At 61.5% G+C, this 22,808-nt stretch carries 8 protein-coding genes and 1 pseudogene; 8 read left to right on the top strand and 1 reads right to left on the bottom strand.

Annotation, left to right across the window (positions count from 1 at the left end):
• Positions 1 to 295 precede the first annotated feature (295 nt).
• From VF629_RS20275 to VF629_RS20255, 4 genes and pseudogenes are all read left to right on the top strand, one after another.
• A complete protein-coding gene (locus tag VF629_RS20275) occupies positions 296 to 1,873 on the top strand; it encodes an alpha-N-arabinofuranosidase (RefSeq protein ID WP_331060329.1) in 1,578 nt (525 codons plus the stop codon).
• A gap of 58 nt (positions 1,874 to 1,931) precedes the next feature.
• Positions 1,932 to 3,047 (top strand): endo-1,4-beta-xylanase, encoded by a 1,116-nt coding sequence (locus tag VF629_RS20270; RefSeq protein WP_331060328.1) that lies wholly within the window; start codon positions 1,932 to 1,934, stop codon positions 3,045 to 3,047.
• A gap of 62 nt (positions 3,048 to 3,109) precedes the next feature.
• A pseudogene (locus tag VF629_RS20265) lies at positions 3,110 to 5,850 on the top strand (glycosyl hydrolase 115 family protein).
• 396 nt (positions 5,851 to 6,246) lie between these two features.
• The gene (locus tag VF629_RS20255; RefSeq protein ID WP_331060325.1) at positions 6,247 to 8,730 is read left to right on the top strand and encodes a zinc-dependent metalloprotease; all 2,484 of its coding nucleotides are present in this window, start codon (positions 6,247 to 6,249) and stop codon (positions 8,728 to 8,730) included.
• Positions 8,731 to 9,156: 426 nt separating this feature from the next.
• Here VF629_RS20255 and pulA read toward each other — a convergent pair whose 3' ends face one another.
• Positions 9,157 to 11,151, bottom strand: coding sequence for a type I pullulanase (gene pulA, locus VF629_RS20250; protein WP_331060324.1), 1,995 nt, complete (start codon positions 11,149 to 11,151; stop codon positions 9,157 to 9,159).
• Between the two features lie 377 nt (positions 11,152 to 11,528).
• Here pulA and VF629_RS20245 point away from each other — a divergent pair, with 377 nt between their 5' ends.
• The 4 genes from VF629_RS20245 (at position 11,529) to VF629_RS20230 (ending at position 22,638) form a co-directional block, all read left to right on the top strand.
• The gene (locus tag VF629_RS20245; RefSeq protein ID WP_331060323.1) at positions 11,529 to 12,605 is read left to right on the top strand and encodes a sensor histidine kinase; all 1,077 of its coding nucleotides are present in this window, start codon (positions 11,529 to 11,531) and stop codon (positions 12,603 to 12,605) included.
• A gap of 106 nt (positions 12,606 to 12,711) precedes the next feature.
• Positions 12,712 to 13,458 carry a LytTR family DNA-binding domain-containing protein gene (locus tag VF629_RS20240; RefSeq protein ID WP_331060322.1) on the top strand — a complete coding sequence of 249 codons (747 nt, stop codon included), beginning with the start codon at positions 12,712 to 12,714 and terminating at the stop codon, positions 13,456 to 13,458.
• Between the two features lie 460 nt (positions 13,459 to 13,918).
• Positions 13,919 to 17,488 carry a lamin tail domain-containing protein gene (locus tag VF629_RS20235; protein ID WP_331060321.1) on the top strand — a complete coding sequence of 1,190 codons (3,570 nt, stop codon included), beginning with the start codon at positions 13,919 to 13,921 and terminating at the stop codon, positions 17,486 to 17,488.
• Positions 17,489 to 18,552: 1,064 nt separating this feature from the next.
• Entirely contained in the window at positions 18,553 to 22,638 is a 4,086-nt protein-coding gene (locus tag VF629_RS20230; protein ID WP_331060320.1) for a choice-of-anchor D domain-containing protein, read from the top strand.
• Positions 22,639 to 22,808 lie beyond the last annotated feature (170 nt).

The following is a 22,808-nucleotide window of genomic DNA, read 5'->3' as shown; positions in this document are numbered from 1 at the left end:
AAAGTGCGGCGGGCGGGGCCCGGCGCACTTCGAAAAAACAAAACCGGCTGGCCACCAAGTGGTGGGAATAGCAAGGCGGCGGGCTGGGGAAGTTTTGCCGACTGCGGCGGGGGCAAATGACCCGCGCGGCAGGCGGCGGCTCCGGCGTTCCGGCACGAAAATAGGACCGTTGGTGAGCGGGCCAAACTTCACGCGGGCCAGTGTGCTCGCAGGCCGGAACGCCGTTTTGCCGTCGGGCGGTGCTGCGGCACTAGCTTGACGGCAAAAACTTCACTCATCCTTGAATTTGACCTGTATGAACCTATCCCGACGCCTTGCGGCCGCGGCCTTTTTGGGCTTGGCTTTTTCGACTGTTTCCCCGGCCCAACCGAAGGAAGGCGCAAGCCAAACCGTGCAGATGACCGTGCAGGCCGGCGACCCCAAGCTGCAAATCAGCAAGCACATTTACGGGCACTTTGCCGAGCACCTGGGCCGCTGCATTTACGGCGGCTTCTGGGCCGACAAGGACTCGAAAGCCCCGCAGCAAGGCCGCATTCGCATGGACATTGTGGAGGCGCTCAAGAAAATCAAAGTGCCCAACCTGCGCTGGCCCGGCGGCTGCTTCGCCGACACCTACCACTGGCACGACGGCGTAGGGCCGGCCGCTCAGCGCCCCAAAATGCTGAACTTGTGGTGGGGCAATACGCTGGAGGATAACAGCTTCGGCACCCACGAATTTTTGGAACTGTGCAACCTGCTCGGCACCGAGCCCTACCTGGCCGCCAACGTGGGCAGCGGCACGGTGCAGGAAATGAGCAACTGGATGGAGTACCTCAACTCGAACGAGGACACGCCGATGGTGCTGGAACGCCGCAAAAACGGCCATCCCGAGCCGTACAAAGTGAGCTGGTGGGGCATCGGCAACGAAAGCTGGGGCTGTGGCGGCAACATGACGGCCGAATACTACACCGACGTGTACAAGCGCTACGCCACCTTCGCCCACAACTACCCCGGCACTGACCTGAAACGCATCGTGAGCGGCGCCAACGGCGACGACGCCCACTGGACCGAGACGTGCATGAAAAACATCCCGCTCGGCCAGATGTGGGGCCTCACCCTGCACCAGTACACGCTGCCCACCGGCAGCTGGACCGGCAGCAAGGGCAAGGCCACTGGCTTTGGCGAGGATATGTACTTCAGCACCCTGCGCAACTGCCTGAAAATGGAGGCTGTGGTGACCAAGCACGCCGCCATCATGGACAAGTACGACAAGGACAAGAAGGTGGCGCTGCTGGTGGACGAGTGGGGCGTGTGGACCGACGTGGAGCCCGGCACCAACCCCGGCTTCCTGTACCAGCAGAACTCGCTGCGCGACGCCCTGGTGGCCGGCACCACCCTCAACATCTTCAACAACCACTGCGACCGGGTGCGCGGCGCCAACCTCGCCCAGGCCGTGAACGTGCTGCAAGCCGTCATCCTCACGGAGAAGGACAAAATGCTGCTCACGCCCACCTACCACGTGTTCGACCTCTACCAGGTACACCAGGACGCGCAGTACCTCCCGCTGCAATTCAGCAGCCCGGACTACGCCTTCGGTAACGAGAAAATCCCGGCCCTAAACGCCTCGGCTTCGAAAGACGCCAAAGGTGCGGTGCACATCTCACTGGTCAATCTGGACCCCAACAAAGCCATCAAGCTGGAAACGGCGCTGGCCGGCGTCAACTGGAAAACGGTGACGGGCCGCGTGCTCACTTCCGCCAAAACCAACGACTACAACACCTTCGACAAGCCCAACACGGTGAAGCTGGTGGCCTTCAACGGCGCCAAAAAGCGCGGCGATAAGCTGAGCGTGGAACTGCCGGCGAAGTCGGTGGTGGTGCTGGAGTTGAAATAACTATTCTCCAAGGTAGCTGGGTTTGCGCCCGCCCGCTTCCTACAGTCAGGACCGTTCTATGAACCCGCAGAAAGCACTTGCGTGCCTCACGTTGGCTGGCCTTGGCCTCGGCTTCGGGCCGAAAGCAGACCGGCCCTTGAAGGATGCCTTCAAAAAGGATTTTTACGTGGGGGCCGCCCTCAACTACCGCCAGATAAGCGGCCGCGACCCCAAATCCACGGCCCTGATAAAGCAGCAGTTCAACACCATCAGTCCCGAAAACCTGCTGAAATGGGAGGCCGTGCACCCGCAACCCGACACGTACAACTTTAAGCCCGCCGACGACTACGTGGCTTTTGGGCAGGACAACAAGATGTTTACCATCGGCCACACGCTGATGTGGCACCAGCAAACGCCCAAGTGGGTGTTTGAGGACGGGACCGGCAAACCCGCCACCCGGGAAGTGGTGCTCAAGCGCCTGGAAGACCACATCAACACGGTGGTGGGCCGCTACAAGGGCAAAATCGCGGGCTGGGACGTGGTGAACGAAGCCATCGACGACCAGCAGGGCGACCTGCGCAAAACCAAGTGGTTGGAAATCGTCGGCGAAGACTTTGCCGCCAAGGCGTTCGAGTACGCCCACAAGGCCGACCCCAAGGCAGAGCTGTATTACAACGACTACAGCCTCTACCGCCCCGAGAAGCGCGAGGGCGTGATTAAGCTGGTAAAAAGCCTGCAGGCGAAAGGCATCAAGGTGGACGCTATCGGCATGCAGGGCCATTACGGCCTCACCAAGCCCAGCCTGGAGCAGGTGGAGGCCAGCATTGTCGCTTTTGCGAAGCTGGGATGCAAGGTCAACTTCACGGAGCTGGACATCGACGTGCTGCCGAACCCGAGCCGCCGCCAAGGGGCCGACATCGCCGAAACCTTCGCGGCCGACGCCAAATACAACGTGTACACCACCGGCCTGCCCGATTCGGTGCAGCAGAAACTGACCAAGCGCTACGCCGACCTGTTCGCCCTGTTCCACAAGCACCGCGACGTCATTGACCGCATTACGCTTTGGGGCGTGACCGACGCTGACTCCTGGCTGAACGACTGGCCCATCCGGGGCCGCACTAGCTACCCCCTGCTGTTCGACCGCAATTTCCAGCCGAAACCGGCGGTGCAGGCGGTACTGCAGGCGGCCAAGTGAGGCCTGGAAAGGAATCGCAACGACTTTCCATGAAGTAGCAAAGTTTGAGCAAAACCACCGTCATGCAGCGCGCAGCGAAGCATGACGCATGCTTCGTCCTATCGATTGAACTACTACCACACGCGAGATGCTTCGCTGCGCGCTGCATGACGGGCTTGATTATTAAGCTAGCCAATCCATCCTGCTCTATGAAAACCACGTCCTTCCGCCTATTCCTGCTGCCTTTGGCAGTACTGTGTACCGCCGTTGATGCGCTGGCCCAGACGGTGCTCCCCATGGGCACGGCCACCGTTTCGGCCACCAAGGGCAGAGGCGCGTTCACGCTGGCCGCGGCTGGCAAAGCGGCCGCCATTTACGCCAGCGGCAGTGACTGGCCGGGCGTGCTGCGCGCCGCCAAGGACCTGCAGGCTGACGTGCAGCGCGTGACCAAAACCCAACCCGCCTTCAGCACCAGCCAGCCGGCCGGGCAGGAGGTTGTGCTCATCGGCACCCTGGGCAAAAGCCCGCTCATTGACCAGTTGGTGAAGGCCAAAAAGCTGGACGTGAAAGCCGTGGCCGGCAAGTGGGAAACCTTTGTGCGCCAAGTGGTGGAGCAGCCCATGCCCGGCGTGGCGCGCGCCTTGGTTATTGCCGGCAGCGACAAGCGCGGGACGATTTTCGGCATCTACGACCTTTCGCAGCAGATTGGCGTGTCGCCCTGGTACTGGTGGGCTGACGTGCCGGTGAAGCCCCAAACGGCCCTCTACGTAGTCCCGGCCCGCCACACGCTGGGCGAGCCTGCCGTGAAGTACCGCGGCATTTTCCTGAACGACGAGGCACCCGCGCTCTCGGGCTGGGCCAAGGAAAAGTTCGGCGGCATCAACTCCAAGATGTACGGCCACGTGTTTGAGCTGATTTTGCGGCTACGAGGCAACTACCTCTGGCCCGCCATGTGGGGCAATGCCTTCAACGACGACGACAAGCAGAGCCCGGTGCTGGCCGACGAGTACGGCATTGTGATGGGCACCTCGCACCACGAGCCCATGGTGCGCTCGCAGCAGGAGTGGAAACGCTTTGGGTCTGGGGCGTGGAACTACCAAACCAACGCCAAAGCGCTCCAGGAGTTCTGGCGGCAGGGCATCCGGAACATGGGCACCAAGGAAAGCATCGTGACCGTGGGCATGCGCGGCGACGGCGACGAACCCATGAGCGAAGGCAGCAACATTGCGCTGCTCGAAAAAATAGTGGCCGACCAACGCCAACTCATCGCCGAAAGCACCGGCAAGCCCGCCAGCCAAACGCCTCAGCTGTGGGCCCTTTACAAGGAAGTGCAGGACTACTACGACAACGGCATGCGCGTGCCCGACGACGTGACCCTGCTGCTGTGCGACGACAACTGGGGCAACCTGCGCAAGCTGCCCAAGCTGGCCGATAAGCCGCGCAAAGGCGGCTACGGCATCTACTACCACTTCGACTACGTGGGCGGCCCGCGCAACTACAAGTGGCTGAACACGAACCCACTGCCGCGCATCTGGGAGCAGATGCACCTGGCCAAGGAGTACGGCGCCGACCACATCTGGATTGTGAACGTGGGCGACCTCAAGCCCATGGAGCTGCCCATCAGCTTCTTCCTCGACTACGCCTGGAACCCCGACCGTATTGGGGCCGACCAGGTGGCCACCTACACTCGGCAGTGGGCCGCTCAGCAGTTCGGCTCCACGCACGCAGCTGGCATTGCCGACGTCCTGGCCAAGTACGCCAAGTACAACGCCCGCCGCAAGCCCGAACTGCTCGACGCCGATACCTACAGCCTGGCTACCGGAGAATGGGCCACCGTCGTTGCCGACTACAACGCCCTGCTAGCCCGCGCCGAAGCCATCAACCAGCAGCTGCCCCTCGAAACCCGCGACGCCTACTATCAGCTGGTGCTGCACCCGGTGCAGGCCTGCGCCAACCTCAACGAACTGTACTACACGGTGGCGCTGAACCGCCAGGCGGCCAAAGCCGGGTATTCCACCACCAACGCGCTGGCCGAAAAAGCCAAGGCCTTGTTCGCCAGGGACACCGAAATCAAAAACCGCTACCACGCCCTGGCCGGCGGCAAATGGAACCACATGATGGACCAGACGCACATCGGCTACACCTACTGGCAGCAACCGCCCGCCGACAAGCTGCCCGAGGTGCTGACCCTCCCCAACGAGAAGGCCACCGCGCTGGTGGAGCCAACCATTCCGGCGCCGCATTCCTTGTACGATGCCAAACAAGTTGTCTCCATCAATGCCGAGCACTACACGCAAGCCGTCACTGCCGGCCCCATCGCCTGGCAGCGCCTGCCGGACCTGGGCCGCACGGCGGGAGCCGTCACCACGTTTCCGGTCACGGCGGCCTCGACTGCCGCGCCGGGTGGCGGCAGTCCGCGCTTGGAATACCGCTTCGCGCTGGCCCAGGCGGGCCCCGTGACCGTGCAGGCCTATTTGGCCCCAACGCTGGATTTTCTGGGGGGCAAGGCCTGCGCTACGCCGTGTCCATCGACGACGAAGCGCCGCAAATCGTGAACCTGCACACCGGCCTGAAGCCCGACAACGGCAACCAGCCCTGGGAGCAAGCCGTGGCCGAAAACATCCTTCTCAAAACCTCGCAGCACCGCGTGGCCGCGGCCGGGGCGCACACGCTTAAGTTCTGGCGCGTGGACCCCGGCGTGGTACTCGAAAAGCTGGTGGTGCACAGCGGGACCCTGCCCGCCAGCTACCTCGGGCCGCCCGAAACCGGGCCAATGCCCGCGCCCGTGCCAGCTGCCGGCAAGGGCAGCGTGGGCAATCGGTAACATCTTGGAAGCTGTTTGAATCAACAAACACCGTCATGCTGGGACAGGCGGACGCCAGATGAAGCACGACGGCCTAACATAATAGCTGGCCGACTCAATGGCTGGCTGACTCAAACAGCTTCGGAAGAATTTCGCTGGCTGCACCTGGTGCCGGGCGCCAAGCAAGCGGGGGCGTTCGCGCTTACCCCGCGCCAGCTCTCGCGCCTAGATGCGCCGGACCGCTCTGTTTCGAGGCACTGGTTTTCAAGTAGGCTACAGAAGCAGCGACCGGATAATGACGTTGCGCGCAAAGGCCGCTAGAATGGGTTTGACAAAGATTTAATGGTAACATTGCGACACTCTTGTCTTACAGCCTTAGCTAAGCTTATGCGGAAATTTACCCTCTTGCTGCTTGGAATGACGGTTTTGCCCACGGCTGGGTTCAGCCAGGCGAGCAAGCAGCCGACCAAAGCTTCCGGGACCAACCAGCCGGCGGCTTCCTTTGCGGCCGCTACCAAAGGCCTTAAGAAATACGACGGGTATTTCCCCTTCTACTACGACCCGAAAACGGGCAAGGTGCTGCTGGAAATCAGCCGGCTAGACCAGGAGTTCCTGTATTTCGCGTCGCTGGCCAGCGGCATCGGCAACGGCATTGAGCGGGGGGAGAGCAATTCAGCCATTGCCAAGTTTGTGCGAGTGGGAGGGAAGGTGATGCTCATGGAGCCCAACCTCGATTACCGCGCTACCCGCGGCAACGCCGACGAGCTGCGCGCCGTCGACAACGCGTTTGCCAAGTCGGTGATTTGGGGCTTCACGCCGCTGGCCAGCGAGGGTGAGAAAGTACTGATTGACCTGACGCCATTCCTGGTGCGCGACAGCCAGAAAATAGCCGAGCGGCTGAGCAGCGGCGGTTTTTCGGGCCCGGGCGCCAACCTGCTCAACCTCGGCGCCAAGCCGGCCGCGGCCTACAAGTTCGACGAGTCACGCTCGGCGGTGGACGTGAACAACTCCCGCAACTTCCCCCAAAACACGGAGTTCGAGGCCATGGTGACTTTCACCGGCGCGGGAGGCAGTGACGGCGGTTCGGACCTGGCGCCCGACCCGAGTGCGGTGACGGTGCACATGCACCAGTCCTTCATCGAACTGCCGGAAAAAGGGTTTAAGCCCCGGAAATTCGACCCGCGCTCGGGCTTCTTTCAGTTCGGCTACCTCGACTTTTCGGCGCCCATGACCCAGCCGCTGACGCAACGGTTCACCGTACGCCACCGGCTGGAGAAAAAGGACCCGGCCGCCGCGCAAAGCGAAGCCGTGGAGCCCATCGTGTACTACATCGACCGCGGGGCCCCGGCCGCCATCAAGAAAGCCCTGATTGAGGGCGGCGCGTGGTGGAATCAGGCTTTTGAAGCCGCTGGCTACACCAATGCCTTTCAGGTGAAAGAGATGCCGGAAGGGGCCGACCCGCTGGACATTCGCTACAACGTGGTGAACTGGATAAACCGCAGCGGCAGCCCGCGCGCCTATTCCTATGGCAATTCCTACATCGACCCGCGCACCGGCGAAATCATCAAGGGTATGGTGACGCTGGGCGCCGACCGCCACCGCCAGGACTACCTCATCGCCGAGGGCCTGCTGCAACCCTACGAGGACGGCAAGCCCGTGTCGGACCAGATGGAGCAGCTGGCCCTGGCCCGCATTCGGCAGCTCTCGGCCCACGAAATAGGCCACACGCTGGGCCTGTACCATAATTTCACGGCCAGCACCAAGGAGCGGGCTTCGGTGATGGACTACCCGTTTCCGCGCTTCACCCTGCTGCCCGACGGCCGCATCGACGTGTCGGACGCCTACGCCACCGGCATTGGCACCTGGGACAAGCGCGCCATTACGTGGGGCTATACTGACTTTGCCAAGGGCACCGACGAGAACGCCGCCCTCGACAACATCATCAAGGAAACGCTGGCGCAGGGCTACCGCTTCATCCCCGACATTGGCGGCTACGCCCACCCCGACGCCAACCAGTGGGAAGACGGCGTAGACCCCGTGGCGCAGCTCACCAAGCTGATGACCGTGCGCCGCCGCGTGCTCGACCAATTTTCAGAAAAAGCCATTCGCAGCGATGCGCCGCTGGCTACCCTGGAGGAAGTGCTGGTGCCCATGTACCTGCTACACCGCTACCAGGTAGAAGCCGTGGCCAAGTCCATCGGCGGGCAGTATTTCAGCCACGCGGTGAAAAACGACGGCCAAGCCCCCACCAAAATGGTGCCGCCCGCCGTGCAGCAACAGGCCCTCGATGCCTTGCTGGCCACCATCACCCCAGCCGCCTTGCAACTGCCAGAAGCCCTGATTGCCAAGATTCCGCCGCGGCCCGTGGGCTACCCCGGCTCGGTGGAAACCTTCTCGCGCTACACCGGCCCCACCTTCGACCCGTTGGCGGCAGCCGAGGCAGCCGCCGGCCCCACCATTTCTTCCATCCTGAATGCGGAGCGCGCCGCTCGCCTGATTGAGTACCAGGCCCGCGACAGCAAGCAGCCCGGTTTCGGGCCAGTAGTAGACCAACTGCTGGCGCGCACCTGGCGCGCCAAGCCGGAAACCGGCTACGCCGCCGCCCTGCAAACCGTAGTGAACAACCTCACCCTGAAATACCTCTTACAACTAGCCGCCGACAACCGCGCGGCCGCCAGCGTGCGCGGCCAAGCCCTGCTGGAAGTAGACGGCCTGCAGAAGTGGATGCAAAGCGAAGCCAAGCGTGCCAAGCCGACGCAAAAAGCCAACCTGCTGTTCGGCCTCGCGCAGATTGACCGTTTCCGCGCCGACCCCAGCAAGTTCACGACGCCCCCGGCCGTGAGCATGCCGCCCGGCGCGCCCATCGGCATGCCGGGGCTGAATTTTCTGGACTGCTTTTAAGAGTCTATCCGCCAAATAGCTTAGGCCGTCCTGCCCTATCGGGCGTCCGCTGGTCGAAGCCCACCGAGTACCCCGAAATTTTATTTCGGGGTACTCGGTGGGCTCCTCTCTCCTGGGGAGAGGGGTTGGGGGTGAGGTGAACGGGGTCGGGCAAAGGGGACTCTTAGAGCGGTTTCGTGGTCAGTGTACAGGCCGGGCAGTAGCGCGAACTTTGTAGTTCGCGTCCCCAGTGGACACCCGAACGACTGCCAAGTGGGGCGGGGACGCGAACGCTACAAAGTTCGCGCTACTATCCACCGACCCCGAAACTGCTCTAGGTTCACTGGTTAAAGTTGTTCGGGGACGCGAAGCACCGCTTCGCGCTACGGCGCTCCAAGCCCGAAATTGCTCTGAACACAAGCAACGGTCCGCCCCTTAAGCCAACCGCTACGGCTGTCGCACCAGAATCAGGGCGGAGCTGCCGGCTATTTGCACGCCGCTGGTTACCTCGAGCACGTCCAAGCCCTCGGGCTGAATTTGGTCGCCGCGGAGCACCACGGTGTAGGTGCCGCGCGGCAGGGCCACGCTGTCGGCGGAGGTGTTGCCGTTGAAAATTACCGTGATGTTTTGCCAGGCGTCGCCGCCGGCGTTGTCTTTCAGCTGATAGGCAATGACGCCGGCGTGGGTAGTGGGCAGGAACTCCAAATGCTTTTGCACCAGCTCGGTGCTGGGCAGGCGGAAGGCCGGGTGCGCGCGCCGCAGGGCAATGAGCTTGCGGTAGAACTCATACACAGCGGCATATTTGGCTTTGCGGCCCCAGTCGAGCTGGTTCACGCTGTCGGGCTGGTTGTAGGAGTTGTGCGAGCCGCCCTTGGTGCGAAGGAACTCGTCGCCGACGGGCAAAAACGGAATGCCTTGCGAAGTGAAGACAATGGTGTTGCTCAGCAAGTCCATCTTGATGCGGTCGGCTTCGGACGCTGTGGGGTTGGAGGCTCTTAGCTTGTCCCACAGCACCATGTCGTCGTGGCAGGCCACGTAGTTGATGGCCTGGGCCGGCGACTCGGCCCACGGCGCCTTCGAGTAGTTCACCTTCGCGTAGTCTAGCTGCGGATGCTGGGTGGCGGCCACGATGCCAAATTTCACGCTCTCCTCCAGGCCGGGCTGGCCGCTGGCGAAGCCGGGCTCGGTTTGGCGGGCGTAGTGGCCCTTCACGCCGTCGCGCAGCTCGTCGCCAAATGCGGCGATGCGGGGCAGCTTGGGCACGTTGGCTTTCACGGCGCGGCGGGTTTCGGGCAGGGGCGAGGGGCCCGCGGTCCAGCCCTCGCCATACATGAGAATGCTGTGGTCTTGCAGGTCCAGGGCCACGCGCACGGCCCGCATGGTTTCGATGTCGAGCACGCCCATCAGGTCGAAACGAAAGCCGTCGGCGCGGTATTCTTTGGCCCAGTACGCCAACGATTCCACGATGAGCTTGCGCACCATGGGCCGCTCCGAGGCCACTTCGTTGCCGCAGGCGGTGGCGTTGCTCAGCGTGCCATCGGGGTTGTGGCGGTAGTAGTAGCCGGGCACCAGCTGCTCAAAGCTGCTGCGGGCGGCATCGGCGGTGTGGTTGTACACCACGTCCAGCACCACGCGCAGGCCCTGGCCGTGCAGGTTTTCCACCATCTGCTTGAATTCGCTGATGCGCGTGGCCGGGTTGGCGGCGTCGGTGGCGTAGCTGCCTTCGGGCACGGAGTAGTGCAGCGGGTCGTAGCCCCAGTTGTAGCGGTTGGCGCGGGCCGGCGCGGTTTCGTCGATGCTCGCGAAGTCGTTGGTGGGCAGCAGGTGCACGTGGGTCAGGCCCAGTTCCACCAGGTGCTCCAGGCCGGTGGTTACGTTTTCGGGCCCGCGGGTGCCGAGCTGGGCCAGGCCCAGGTACTTGCCCTTCTGCCGGATGCCCGACTGCGGGTGCATGCTCAGGTCGCGCAGGTGCATTTCCCCGATGACGATGTCGGTGGGCTGCTTCAGGGCCGGGCGCAGGTCCTCGGCCCAGCCGGGCGGGCTGGCCAGGGCCGGGTTCAGCACGGCACCACGCTGCCCGTTGATGCCCACGGCGTGGGCGTAGGGGTCGGCTACTTCGGCCATGGTTTTGCCCGCAATGGTGGCCTGCACGGTGTAGAAGCCGGTGGTGCCGGCGGGCAGGGCGTAGGTCCAGGTGCCGCTTTCGGCCTTTTGCATGTCGTACTGGGCGCGGGCGGTGCCGCCGCTGCCCGCCGCATAGAGCCGCAGCCGCAGCCCGGTGGCCGTGGGGGCCCACACGCGCAGGGTAGCTTGGGGGCCCCGCCAGGTCAGGCCGAGGTCGGGCCCGAGGTAGGTAGGGTATTTGTCGAAGTCGGGGAGGGGCGAGGCGGCAGCGGAGGCGGCAGAGAAAAGCACGAGCAGCAGCAGGTAGAAGCGAATCATGGGGCAAAGGTCGGATGTCGCACTTACACTTATATAAGTAAGAAGTGAAGAAAGCAGAACAATTAACTCCTCTCCTTACCAAGGAGTGAATGTTCGAGCCAAGGGCTCGGACGGGGGTGGTTAGGGCGTGAACCGAGACACGAACGATTTCGCCCCGACGGCGCGGACGTCCCAACCACCCCAGCCGGCGCTACGCGCCAGCGTCCCCTCCTTGGTAAGGAGGGGACTTGTTCGTGCGGCTTGCTTCACTGGTCGTGCAGCGCGCATCCCAGCCGATAAAACCTCGCTCGCCGTCGATACAATTCCCCTTGCAGTCGGTTTGGCCTGAGATTGGGTAGTTGCCTGGCGTAAGTTTGCTTTGAAGACTCCCACCTGCTATGCCATTTCAGACCCCCCGCCGCTACCTCACCTTGCTCATTCATGTGCTGGTGTGGGGTTTGTTCGGGCTCACTTTCTTGTTGTTCCAGCCGCTCACGGGCCGGCTCGAGCTGCCCCCGCAGTTTTGGGTGAAGCAGGGCCTGATGTTCACCGTGTGGGTGTCCACGTTCTACCTCACGGCCCGCGTGACGGTGCCGCGCCTGCTGTTTCAAGGGCGCACGGGCTGGTTCATTGTGGCCCTGTGCATCACCACGTTGGCGGTGTTGCTGTTCAGCCGTTTTCTGGAGCAGGTGCTCGACTTGCCCGCCCTGCTCAATAAAGCGTTTGAGGCCGCGGCCGGCCGGCCCAAGCTGCTTCAGCAGCGCGGGCCGCGCTTCGACTCCATGGGCCTGCTCACCACCATGTTTGTGCTGGGCATCAGCACCTGCATCACGGTGGTGCAAAAGCTCCAGCAGGACTCCCAGATTCGGCAGACCTTAGAGCAGCAGCGCGTCAGCTCCGAGCTGTCCATGCTCAAGGCCCAAATCAACCCGCACTTCTTCTTCAACACCCTCAACAACATCTACGCCCTTACGCTGCTCGACGGCGAGGAGGCCCGCTCGGCCATCCACCGGCTGTCGCGCATGATGCGCTACGTGCTCTACGACACGGCCTCGGGCACCACCCTGCTCAGCCAGGAAGTGGCCTTTGTGCAGGACTACATCACCCTGATGCAGCTGCGCCTCGACGAGCGCGTGACCGTCACCTTCGAGCGGCCCGAGCCCGTGCACGACGTGCCGGTGGCCCCCATGCTGCTGCTGCCTTTCCTCGAAAACGCCTTCAAGCACGGCGTGGCGGCCACCCAGGCCAGCGCCATTTACGTGGCCCTGCGCCAGCCCGGGCCCGACGTGTTGGAGCTAGAAGTGCGCAACACCCTGCTCAACTTGCCCTCTACGGACCTGGCCGGCAGCAACGGCATCGGCCTGGCCAACACCCGCCGACGCCTCGACTTGCTCTACCCCGGCCAGTTCAGCCTGGAAGTTGACGACCACACCCCCACCCATGAATTCCGGGTTCATTTAACGTTGCACGTTTAATGGGTAAGAGGGTGTGGGGATAGGAGGGGAGGAGTTAAAAATTGTGAACTCTCCCGCGCCAACTGCCCTCATGCCCTCCTACCTCCACACCTCCTTACCCTAAAGCATGTTCGCCCTGCCTCCCCTCAAGTGCATTGCCGTTGATGACGAGCCGCTGGCCCTGGGCTTGGTGGTTTCGTTCATTCAAAAAACACCGTTTCTGGAGCTGGTGGGGAAGTTTGGCAGCGCCGTGGAGGCCCTTAAGTACCTGCACCAGCACCCCGGCTCCGTCGATTTGGCCTTCCTCGACATCCAGATGCAGGAGCTCAACGGCCTGGAGCTGGCCCGGGTGCTGGGGCCCACCGGCCCGCGGGTCATCTTCACCACCGCCTTCAGCCAATACGCCCTGGAAGGCTACCGCGTCGACGCCCTCGACTACTTGGTGAAGCCGTTCAACTACGAGGAGTTTTTGCGCGCCGCCGGCAAGGCCCGCGCCTACGCCGAGCTGCTGGCCCAGCACACCACCGCTCCGGTTGCCAACGGCCCGGAAGAAGAGGAATACCTCTTCCTGAAAGCCGAGTACCAGTTGGTGCGCGTGGCCCTCAGCGACATTCTTTACGTGGAAGGCCTGAAGGACTACGTGAAAGTGCACCTCAAGAGTACCCCGCGGGCCCTGCTCTCGCTCATGAGCCTCAAGGCCATGGAGGAAAAGCTGCCCAGCCGGCGTTTCATGCGCGTCCACCGCTCGTTCATTGTGGCGCTGGACAAGATTGAGGCCGTGCGCCGCCTCACCGTTCAGATTGGGGCCGTCACCATTCCGGTGGGCGACCAATACAAAGACACCTTCCTGCAGTTCCTCAGCCGCTGGAGCTAGCCAACGGCCGCGGCGAGCTGCTCGGGCCAGGGTTCAATGTTTATCCGTTGGGATTTGCCTTAGGCTTTTGCGCGCCGTGCCGAGGCATGATGCTGGCGCGCGTGCGCTTACTCGAGCGTGTCAGCCTGGCCCCTTATTATAAAACAATCATAGAAGTATGCAACGCTTTTGCCAAGCGCTGGGTCCACAGCTACAGCGGGTGGGATACCCCTCTAAAGTTATACGTATAATAAACTGAATATTTACTTTAATTAAATCAAAAAATGTACTTGAACGAAAAAAATAATGTTAGAGTTACACCTTTCTTTATTTATTGATTATGAGCGGCTTATGATTCATAAGGTAGGCCAATAGGGCAAATCAGCCAAAATCAATCAAAACATTGACTAAAATAAATGGTAATTTTATGTGTTTAAACGGGAATAAATTTTACCTCCTGCCATAGTTCATACCTTTTTTCATGATGCACAAATTTACTAGTCCGCACCAACACAGCTGGAATTTGTGGAAACAGCTGCTCCTGCTGCTTTCCTTCCTGGCTCCTGCACTAGCGCAGGCCCAAAGCACCACCGTTGTTATCAGCGAAGTGTACGGGGGGGGAGGAACCAGCACTTCCGTTTACCGCAACGATTTCGTCGAGCTGTACAATAAAACCGGGGCGGCCATCAACCTGACCGGCTTTTCCATCCAGAGTGCAAGCGGCACAGGGAACTTTACCGCCCTCTCACTCGCAGGGGAAATCATTCCTGCCAATGGGTATTTGCTTGTACAATTCGGAGGCGGTGGCAACCCCGCAGGCGCACTCTTGCCGACGCCCGATGCCACCAGTGGGACGAACCTGGGCGCTACCTCCGGCCGGATTGCCTTGGTGAACGGCACTGTTCCAATTGCCAGTAACTTAGCTGCCAACAGTCCTGGGATTGTGGATTTTGTGGGGTACGGCCCCGCGGCCGACACCTATGAGGGCGGCGAACGCGCCCCGGCCCTCACCAACTCTACCAGCATCGAGCGCAAAGCCCGGGAGTTGTCGAGGGCTGCGTCGATGGCCATCGGCGGCGTCGATGCCAACCAAGGCAATGGCTACGACAGCAACAACAACCAGAACGATTTTTTGACGCGCCAAGCGCCGCAGCCGCAAAACTCGGCTTCGCCCGCTGAAGTGCTGACCCCCACCGCAACGTACTACAACACCAAGAACCCGGCCGGCGCGCTCAACGAGCTGGCTACCTACAGCAGCACCCCCGACGGCCTGGGCGCCTCGCCGACCAGCTTCTCGGACGCCTTTCAGGTGTTCTTCATCAGCGGCATCACCCGCGCGGCGCTGACAGCCGACTGGACCGTGGACGGCGTCGGGTCCCGCGTAATCCTGCAGGACAACGCTTCGTTCACGGTGCCCGCGGCTTTTGACTTCACCGGCACGCTCGATTTGCGCGCAAACTCCACTCTGGTGGAGTTGAACGCTGACCCGGGCGTGACGTTCGACACCCAGGACCCCAGCAGCACGGTTGAGTTTGCCCAGACTTCGGACTACACCGTGCCAGTGCTCGCGAGCCCCGGCTACGGCAACCTCACCCTGCGCAACGGCACCAAACGCCTAGGCACTGGCACCACCATCGTGCGGAGCAGCTTCTTGGTGAGCAACGTGGGTGCCGTCGCAGGCGACGTTTTCCGCGGCGCACCCGGAGCTGCTTCTACGCTCAGCCTGAACGGCAACTTCACGCTGGAAGGCACCGTGAGCTTCGCAGCCGATGGCAACGACCGCATCGCCCTCATCGCCACCAACGGCGGCACCACGCAAGTGCTGGACGGTGGCGGCAACACCATCAAGCTCTACAGATTGACCACGGCTGCTGGCCAAGCAGCCCTGCGCCTGGCCGATGGCAGCAGCAACCTGGAGCTGGGCAACGCCCTGGCGGGCGGCGGCTACGCCCTGGCTGCAAATACCACCTTGACGGTGGGCGCCAACACCCTGAGTTTTTTTCCCGGTGGCCAAGCCACCATTGGGTCCAGCACTGGCGTGTTGGCCCTCAGCCCTGCTTCCAGCTTGGCGTTTAGCAAAAACGGGCCCGCTTCGCTGGGAACGCTGCGCCTCTCGACCGGCAGCACCGAAGTGACCAACTTCACGCTGGATGCAGCTGGCCCGGCCAGCAACACCCTCACCCTGCCGACCAGCCTGACGGTGAGCGGCACCCTCGCCCTGACCACCGGACGGTTGACCATCGGGGCAGGAAATGTGCTGACCCTCAATGGCCCGTACAACGTGGGCAACGGCAGCTTCGGCGGCTCCACCACCTCCGATTTGGTTATTGCCGGCACGGGGGCCGTCACTGGCAACCTGTTCGTGGCCGGCGGACTGGGCAACTTCACCTTCAACCGCCCCGGCAGCACCTTGCCGCTTGCCGCCAACCTGACCGTCAATTCCGCACTAACGCTTGCCAACGGCACCTTGGGCCTGAGCACCTTTGACCTAACGTTGAACGGCAGCGTGACCACCACCGGCGGCTTGCTGAGCGGCACCACGGCCTCGGACTTGCGCATCAACGGGAGCGGCCCGCTGGGCAACATTGCTTTTGCTCCCTCGCTCGGCGTGTTGTCCGTGCTGCTGCTGAATCGCCCCGGCGGCACCCTCCTCGTAGAGGGCGGCCCCTTGCAGGTAACCTCGCCCACGCTGACCAACGGCATTCTTAGCCTGGGCAGCAACGTGGCCCTCACCATCACCGGAACTCTGGTGGTGGATAATCCCGCCGTGGCCCTGTTTGCCGGTACGCCTACTTCCAGCCTCAACTTCACGGGTACGGGAGCCATTGGCCCCCTGGCTTTTGTGGCCGGCCAAAACGTGCTGCAGGCGCTTTCGCTCAACCGCGCTACGGGTACCATCCCCACGGCTGAGCTGATGACGAGCCTGACCGTGAACAGCCTGACGCTGACCCGCGGCCGCATTTTTGCCCCCGCCCTCAGCACCAAGCTGATACTTACCCCCGGCGGTAGCCTCGCGACCGGTGCAGCCAACGGGTATACCAACACCCTGACGCTGGCCTCGGTTACCAACAACACCACGCCCACGGTCAACCTGACGTTCCCGCTGGGCGTTGATGGCCAGGTGCGTCCGCTGACTTTCTCCGTGACCGACCAGGTGATTGGCACCACCAGCTACACCGCCCGCCAGTATGAAGCGCCTTCGCCGACGCGCACGCTGCCCCCCACGTTGGTGCGGGTGTCGCAGATTCGCTACTACAGCGTGGTGCGCGAAAGCGGCACCAGCACCTTGCAAAGCGCTAGTATTCGCCTGACCTACGACGCCGGCAGCGACCGGGTGACCACCGCCAACGCCGGCCAGCTGCGGGTGGCCATGACCGACCCCGCCGACAACACCCGCTGGCGCGACGCCGGGGGCTTTGGCGATGGCGCCGGCATCACGTCGCTGCCCTTCCCCGATGGCCCGCTGGGCGACTTCACCCTGGCCACCGACATCAATACCCCCCCGAACACCAACCCGCTGCCCGTGGAGCTGTCGCGTTTCGACGCGGCTCGCCAAGCCGACGATGTGCGCGTGAATTGGGCCACTGCCTCCGAGAAGAACAGCTTGCGCTTTGAAGTGCAGCGCAGCCTCGACGGCAAGACCTTTGCGACGGTGGCCATGGTGAATGCCCAAGGCAACAGCACCCGCCAGCACGAGTACACCGCCCTGGACGCGCAAGCGCCCGCCGGCCAGCTCTACTACCGCCTGCGCCAAGTGGACGTGGACGGCACCGTGGCCTTCTCCGGCGTGGTGACCGTGAAGGGAACCGGGGTGGTGCGTGAGCTCGCCCTGTACCCCAACCCGGCCACCGAGCGCGTGTCGGCTTCGCTGCCCGCTGCCGAAGGCCGCACCTTCCGGGTGCTCAACAGCCTGGGCCAGGTGCTCAGCCAGGGCGATGCCGCCGCGGTGAACCCCACCGTGGACGTGCGCCCGCTGCCGGCCGGTACCTACTTCCTGGAGCTGCGTACGGCCACGGGCCGTCAGGTGCGCCGCTTCGTGAAGAACAACTGATTTTAGTGGCTCAACAAGAGCGGGTTAACTCAAAGCCCCTGCTTCGGCAGGGGCTTTTTTGTGTTTGTGGGTAGTAAAATGGATTTTTTTGGAAGGCTATATTTGAATGCGACTGTCTGCCTAAGAAAAAGACTTTAACAAACTAGAATATAATCATTCGGTAATTCTTGTGTTAGGTAAGTCCTACCCTGTCGCGTTAACTTTACACATGGCGCGTCCACTCCGTGTCATTTAGTCAAACCCCTCAACACCCGTTTCTTATGCTAGTACCCGCTACTACTTTCTCGGCCTTGCTTAGTCGCAGCACGGCGCTGCTCATGTTGCTACTGTTACCACTGGTAGGGTGGGGGCAGGTGACGATTGCAAGTCAGGATTTCGAGGCTTCCCCAGCAACCCCCACTGCTACCGTTACTCTGACAGGCGGAACGGCACAATCCGGCAACACAGGAGGCAGCGACTCACCAGCTAACACACCAAAATTTGCATCTGGCTTGCTTGGATATGGGAGAACAAATGGCGGTGCAACGATTACATCGTCTGCTGATGTAGATGCGAGCACCTATTCTGCAATTTCGGTTGAATTTCGGTTGGCTTCTTTTTCGCTGAATTCGACTGGAAATGGAGCTGACAATGGCGACGTCGCTACACTTGGAATAAGCTTGGATGGAGGGGCTACTTACATAGACCAGGTAACGGTTCGCGGAAACAGTAATTCCCGATGGTCTTTCACGTCTGGCACAAGCCTAGCGACAAGGGCTTACTCGAATAGCCCGGTTACCGTATTGACCAGTGCTCCTGGGTCAACTTTGCCCAGCTATGGGACGGTCTCGGTAACGGGTATTCCTACGACTTCTCAGTTGCGATTCAGAATTACACTCACAAATAATGATGCTAATGAGTTATGGGTAATCGATGATGTCGTACTTAAGGGTACTACCGGCACACCCCCTGTCGCGGTAGCCCCCACTGTAACCACTGCACCAGTTACCGTTTTTGCCGCTACAACTGCTACGGCTGGTGGCAACGTTACCGCCGATGGTGGAGCCTCAGTTTCTAACCGGGGCGTGATATACAGCACCACCAGCGGCTTTAACCCTGCTACTAGCGGCACAACCGTGGTGGCAGGTACTCCAACGGGCACCGGCACGTTCAACGCGTCCCTTACTGGCCTGTCGGCGGCGACCACGTATTACGTGGTGGCTTTTGCGACCAACTCCGCCGGCACCAGCTATGGCGCTGAACAGTCCTTTACGACCAGCGCGGGAGCCCCTACCATTACGGTCACGGGTACGCTCACGGCTTTTAATACCTTTGCCGGCTCGGTCTCTACTGCCCAAAACTTGAGCATTAGCGGCACTAATCTCACGGCAGGCATTATCGTTACGCCGCCCGTTGGGTACGAATTGTCGCTAGTCGGGACTCCAGGTGCAACATACTCATCAGGCCCAATAACGCTGGGTGGTGCAGGCACCGTGGCCGCCACCGATGTGTATGTGCGCCTCACCGGCACTACCCCCACGGCCAGCCTGGGCCCAACCCTGCAGATTCGGAGCAGTGGCGCCACCGACCGCGACCGTACCGTAAGTGGCACCGTGGTAACCGAGCCGACCGCATCACCCACCGTGGTAGCAAGCGCACTGGGTGCCACCACAGTCACGCTTACCGTGAGTGGAGGTAACGGCAGCAGGTATTTTGTCGTGGTGCGGCCATCTGCTGCACCTAACGAAGTTCCCACCGATGGCTCTCCATATACTGCCAGTGCAGTATATGGTGCTGGCAGTGAAACATTTAATGGCTCCAATAATTTTGTGGTATCAGCTGGCGTAGCCACTTCGGTTAATGTTACCGGCCTGACTCCATCTTCTACCTACGTTGTTTCGGCCTATGCCTACAACGTGGGCACAGTAGCAGGTTTTGAAAACTACTTTGTTCCGACTACCGGGACCGTCACCTTTACCACTACCGCCGCACCGGCCACGCCGCTGTTGGCTTATGATTTTACGTCTGGTGACACTCCATCCACCCAAGACGCAAACGTAAATGGCTCAGCCTTTTTACGCCAAGGCGTAAGTTCCAACGCGGGTAGTGGTCGTTTCAACTCAACCGGATGGCCCTCCACAATTAATACTAACGAGTACATACAATTTACATTCTCTCCGAAAGCGAACTACTTAGCTGACCTTACCTCGTTAACATTCGTCGACCAACGTTCAGCTGCTGATGCTGGAGCTTATGAAGTAAGGGCTAGCAGAGACGGATTTGCCACTTCTACTACTTTACTCACTGGTACTACCAATGGAGGAAATAAGTCCGCAACACTGAACGGTTTTACGAATATTGCGGCCGGTACTACCGTTACCTTTCGGTTCTATTATGCTAATTCGGGTACATACAGTGTCGATGACGTTCAACTATTTGGCACCGTAACCACTGCACCTCCCGCCCCCGAAATTGACGTAGCCCAAGGCGCTACCGCCATCGCCAGCGGCACCGGCAGCTATACTTTTGGCAACACGGGCGTAGGGGCAACCCGAGACGTTACCTTCACCATCACCAACAGCGGCACCGCCGACCTGACGCTTAGCCCAACTATCACCCTCACCGGCGCCGATGCCAGCCAATACAGCATCACCCAGCAGCCGGCCCTGACCACGCTCACGCCTTCCGGCGCCAGCAGCTCCACCACGTTCGTTGTTCGTTTTGAGCCTACTTCCGCCGGGACGAAGGCCGCCAGCATCAGCATTGCCAACAACGACAGCAACGAAAATCCCTACACGTTTGCTCTAAGCGGCTTGGGCGTACCCCCCACGCTCACGGCAACCCCGAATGCGCTGACCATTAACGCCGCCGTCTCGCAGTCGGCAACGGACAGCTACGTGCTCAATGGCAGCAACCTGCCCGCCAACGCCACGGTGAGCGTCAGCAGCAACAACGCCGCCGTGGAGGTGTCCACCAACGGGGGTGGGACTTACGCCGCTACCGCCTCCGCCAGCACGTCATCCACCGGCACCCTGAACCAGTCGGTACAGGTTCGCTTCACGGCGGGAGCCACGGTGAGCACCACCACCGCCACTATCACCAACACCATGAGCACGCTGTCGGCGTTGGTCGCCGTCACGGCCAATGCCACGGCCACCACCCCGTCCCCAGTCGCGTCGGCGGGCCTGCTGCTGCTCGAAGACGATTTCAATTACCCCGCCGGAACCACGCTCAACGCCAACGGCTGGGCCGTGCACAGCGGGGGGACAACCGAAGTTCCTGAAATGGTGGCTGGCAACTTGACCAAAGCTACTTACCCAACTGGGCCGCTGGCGCCCAACGCCAACCAGGTGCTTTCGGACGGAACCACCTCAGACGTCAACCGTGGCTTCGCGGTACCTGCCGGCCAAAATACGTTGTATTACTCTGCGTTGGTTAACATCCCTCCGGGCGGCACTTTTCCTGACTACTTCTTGCACCTTCTGGACCGAACCAACGCCGCCGGTACAACCACACGAAACTTCCGAGCCAAGCTCTTTGCTAAAGAAGGCACAACTCCCAACCGGTTTGTGTTTGGGGTCAGCGTTACTTCCAATCCAAACGAAACGCCTGCACCTGCTTACACCACCACTGAGTATTCCGAAGGGCAGACCTACCTGGTCGTAGTAAAATATGTGCTGGTTCCGGGTGGTAGCGATGTTGTCGCGCTCTTTGTGTTCGATGGCGCGACTCCACTGCCTAGCGCTGAACCAGCGACACCCAGCGCAGGGCCGCTGCAAGAACCCAACAACGCCGCTTTCTTGACGCCCAATGGCATCGCCATTCGACAAACGGATAATTCGCCGTTCGTGAACCTCGACGGCATTCGGGTGGCTACCGGCTGGGGCACCGTCATTGGCCGCCCCACTTATACCGCTCCCGCTGCCGTAATCAAGACGGGCAACTACTTTGACCTCTCTCTTTCCAACGCCGACGTGCTCACTCCCGAAGGCGCCGTTAACGTGGAAAGCAACCTAATCCTGGTCAGCGGCTTGGTCAATACTTCGACCACCAACAGCCTCACGCTGTACCAGCCCGCCAGCGTGACCGGTGGCAACGACGCCAGCTTCGTGAACGGGCCCGTGCGGCGGGCCATCGACGGCGTCACCGTCCCGACCAGCTTTGTTTTCCCGGTGGGCAAAGCCACTTCCTACCGTCCGTTTATCCTAAATATCAACAGCCAGACCACGCCGAGCATTTATACTGCCGAGCAGCAGGAAGGCAACCCTGGCCAAGCGGTTTTGCCTGGTCCTGGGCTGGGTTCGGCCGAGATTAAGCGCGTGTCCTTTTTCCGCTCTTTTGACCTGAGCTCCACGGCCGTTTCCAACGCCGTTGGCACGGTCACCCTCAGCTTCGGCACCAACGACGGCGTAAACAACCCCGCCGACCCTGGCCTGGTGGTGGCCGTTCGCAACAGCACCGTTCCGTTGTGGGCCAACTTTAGCCGTTCGGCCAGCACCGGCACGGGCACAGGTCCCGGTGGTTCGTACGTTGCCGGCACCCTGACCTCGAGCCTTTTCCCCAACGATGTCGCTTCGGCCACGTTTGCCCTGGGTGCCACCAACGACAACACCACATTTGGCAGCGCTGTCAATCCCCTGCCCGTGGAGCTCAGCAGCTTCAGCGCCCAGCGCCAAGCCGGTAGCGCCGCCGTGGCCGTGAAATGGACCACGGCCAGCGAGCGCAACAGCGCCTACTTCGAGGTACAGCGCAGCCTCGATGGCCGGGAGTTCACCACCGTGGCCAAAACCGCCGCGCAAGGCAACAGCGCCAAAACCACGGCCTACGCTGCCCTCGACAAGACGGCGCCCCTGGCCACGCTCTATTACCGCCTGCGCCAAGTTGACGTAGACGGCACCGTGGCCCACTCGCCCGTAGTCACCGTGGAGGGCACTACCACTGCCGCCACCCGGGTGCAGCTCTACCCCAACCCCACGCGCGCCACCGTCAGCTTCATTGCCGCCGAGCCCACGCCGTACCGCGTGCTGAGCAATTTGGGACAGCCGCTGCTGCATGGCACCACCGGCACCGGCACGGCCACCGTGCACGTCGAAACGCTGCCCTCGGGCCTTTACCTCCTGGAACTGCAAACCCCCACCGGCCGCGTGGTGCAGAAGTTCGTGAAGGAGTAATTGTCAACCGCGGATTTTCGCCTATTCAACGGATTTCGCGGATTCAATAAGCCGCCATTAAAACACAAAAAAGGCCACCAATTGGTGGCCTTTTTTGTGTTTGTACTTTTCTAAACGAGGAGAACAACCGGGGCTGAATCTGTGAAATCCGTTAAATCGGCGAAAATCCG

Source organism: Hymenobacter sp. (genome assembly GCF_036388155.1).
In the GTDB taxonomy this organism is placed as follows: Bacteria; Bacteroidota; Bacteroidia; order Cytophagales; family Hymenobacteraceae; genus Hymenobacter.
Note: the sequence above shows the minus strand (reverse complement) of the source record. Positions and strands in the feature narration are given on the sequence as shown.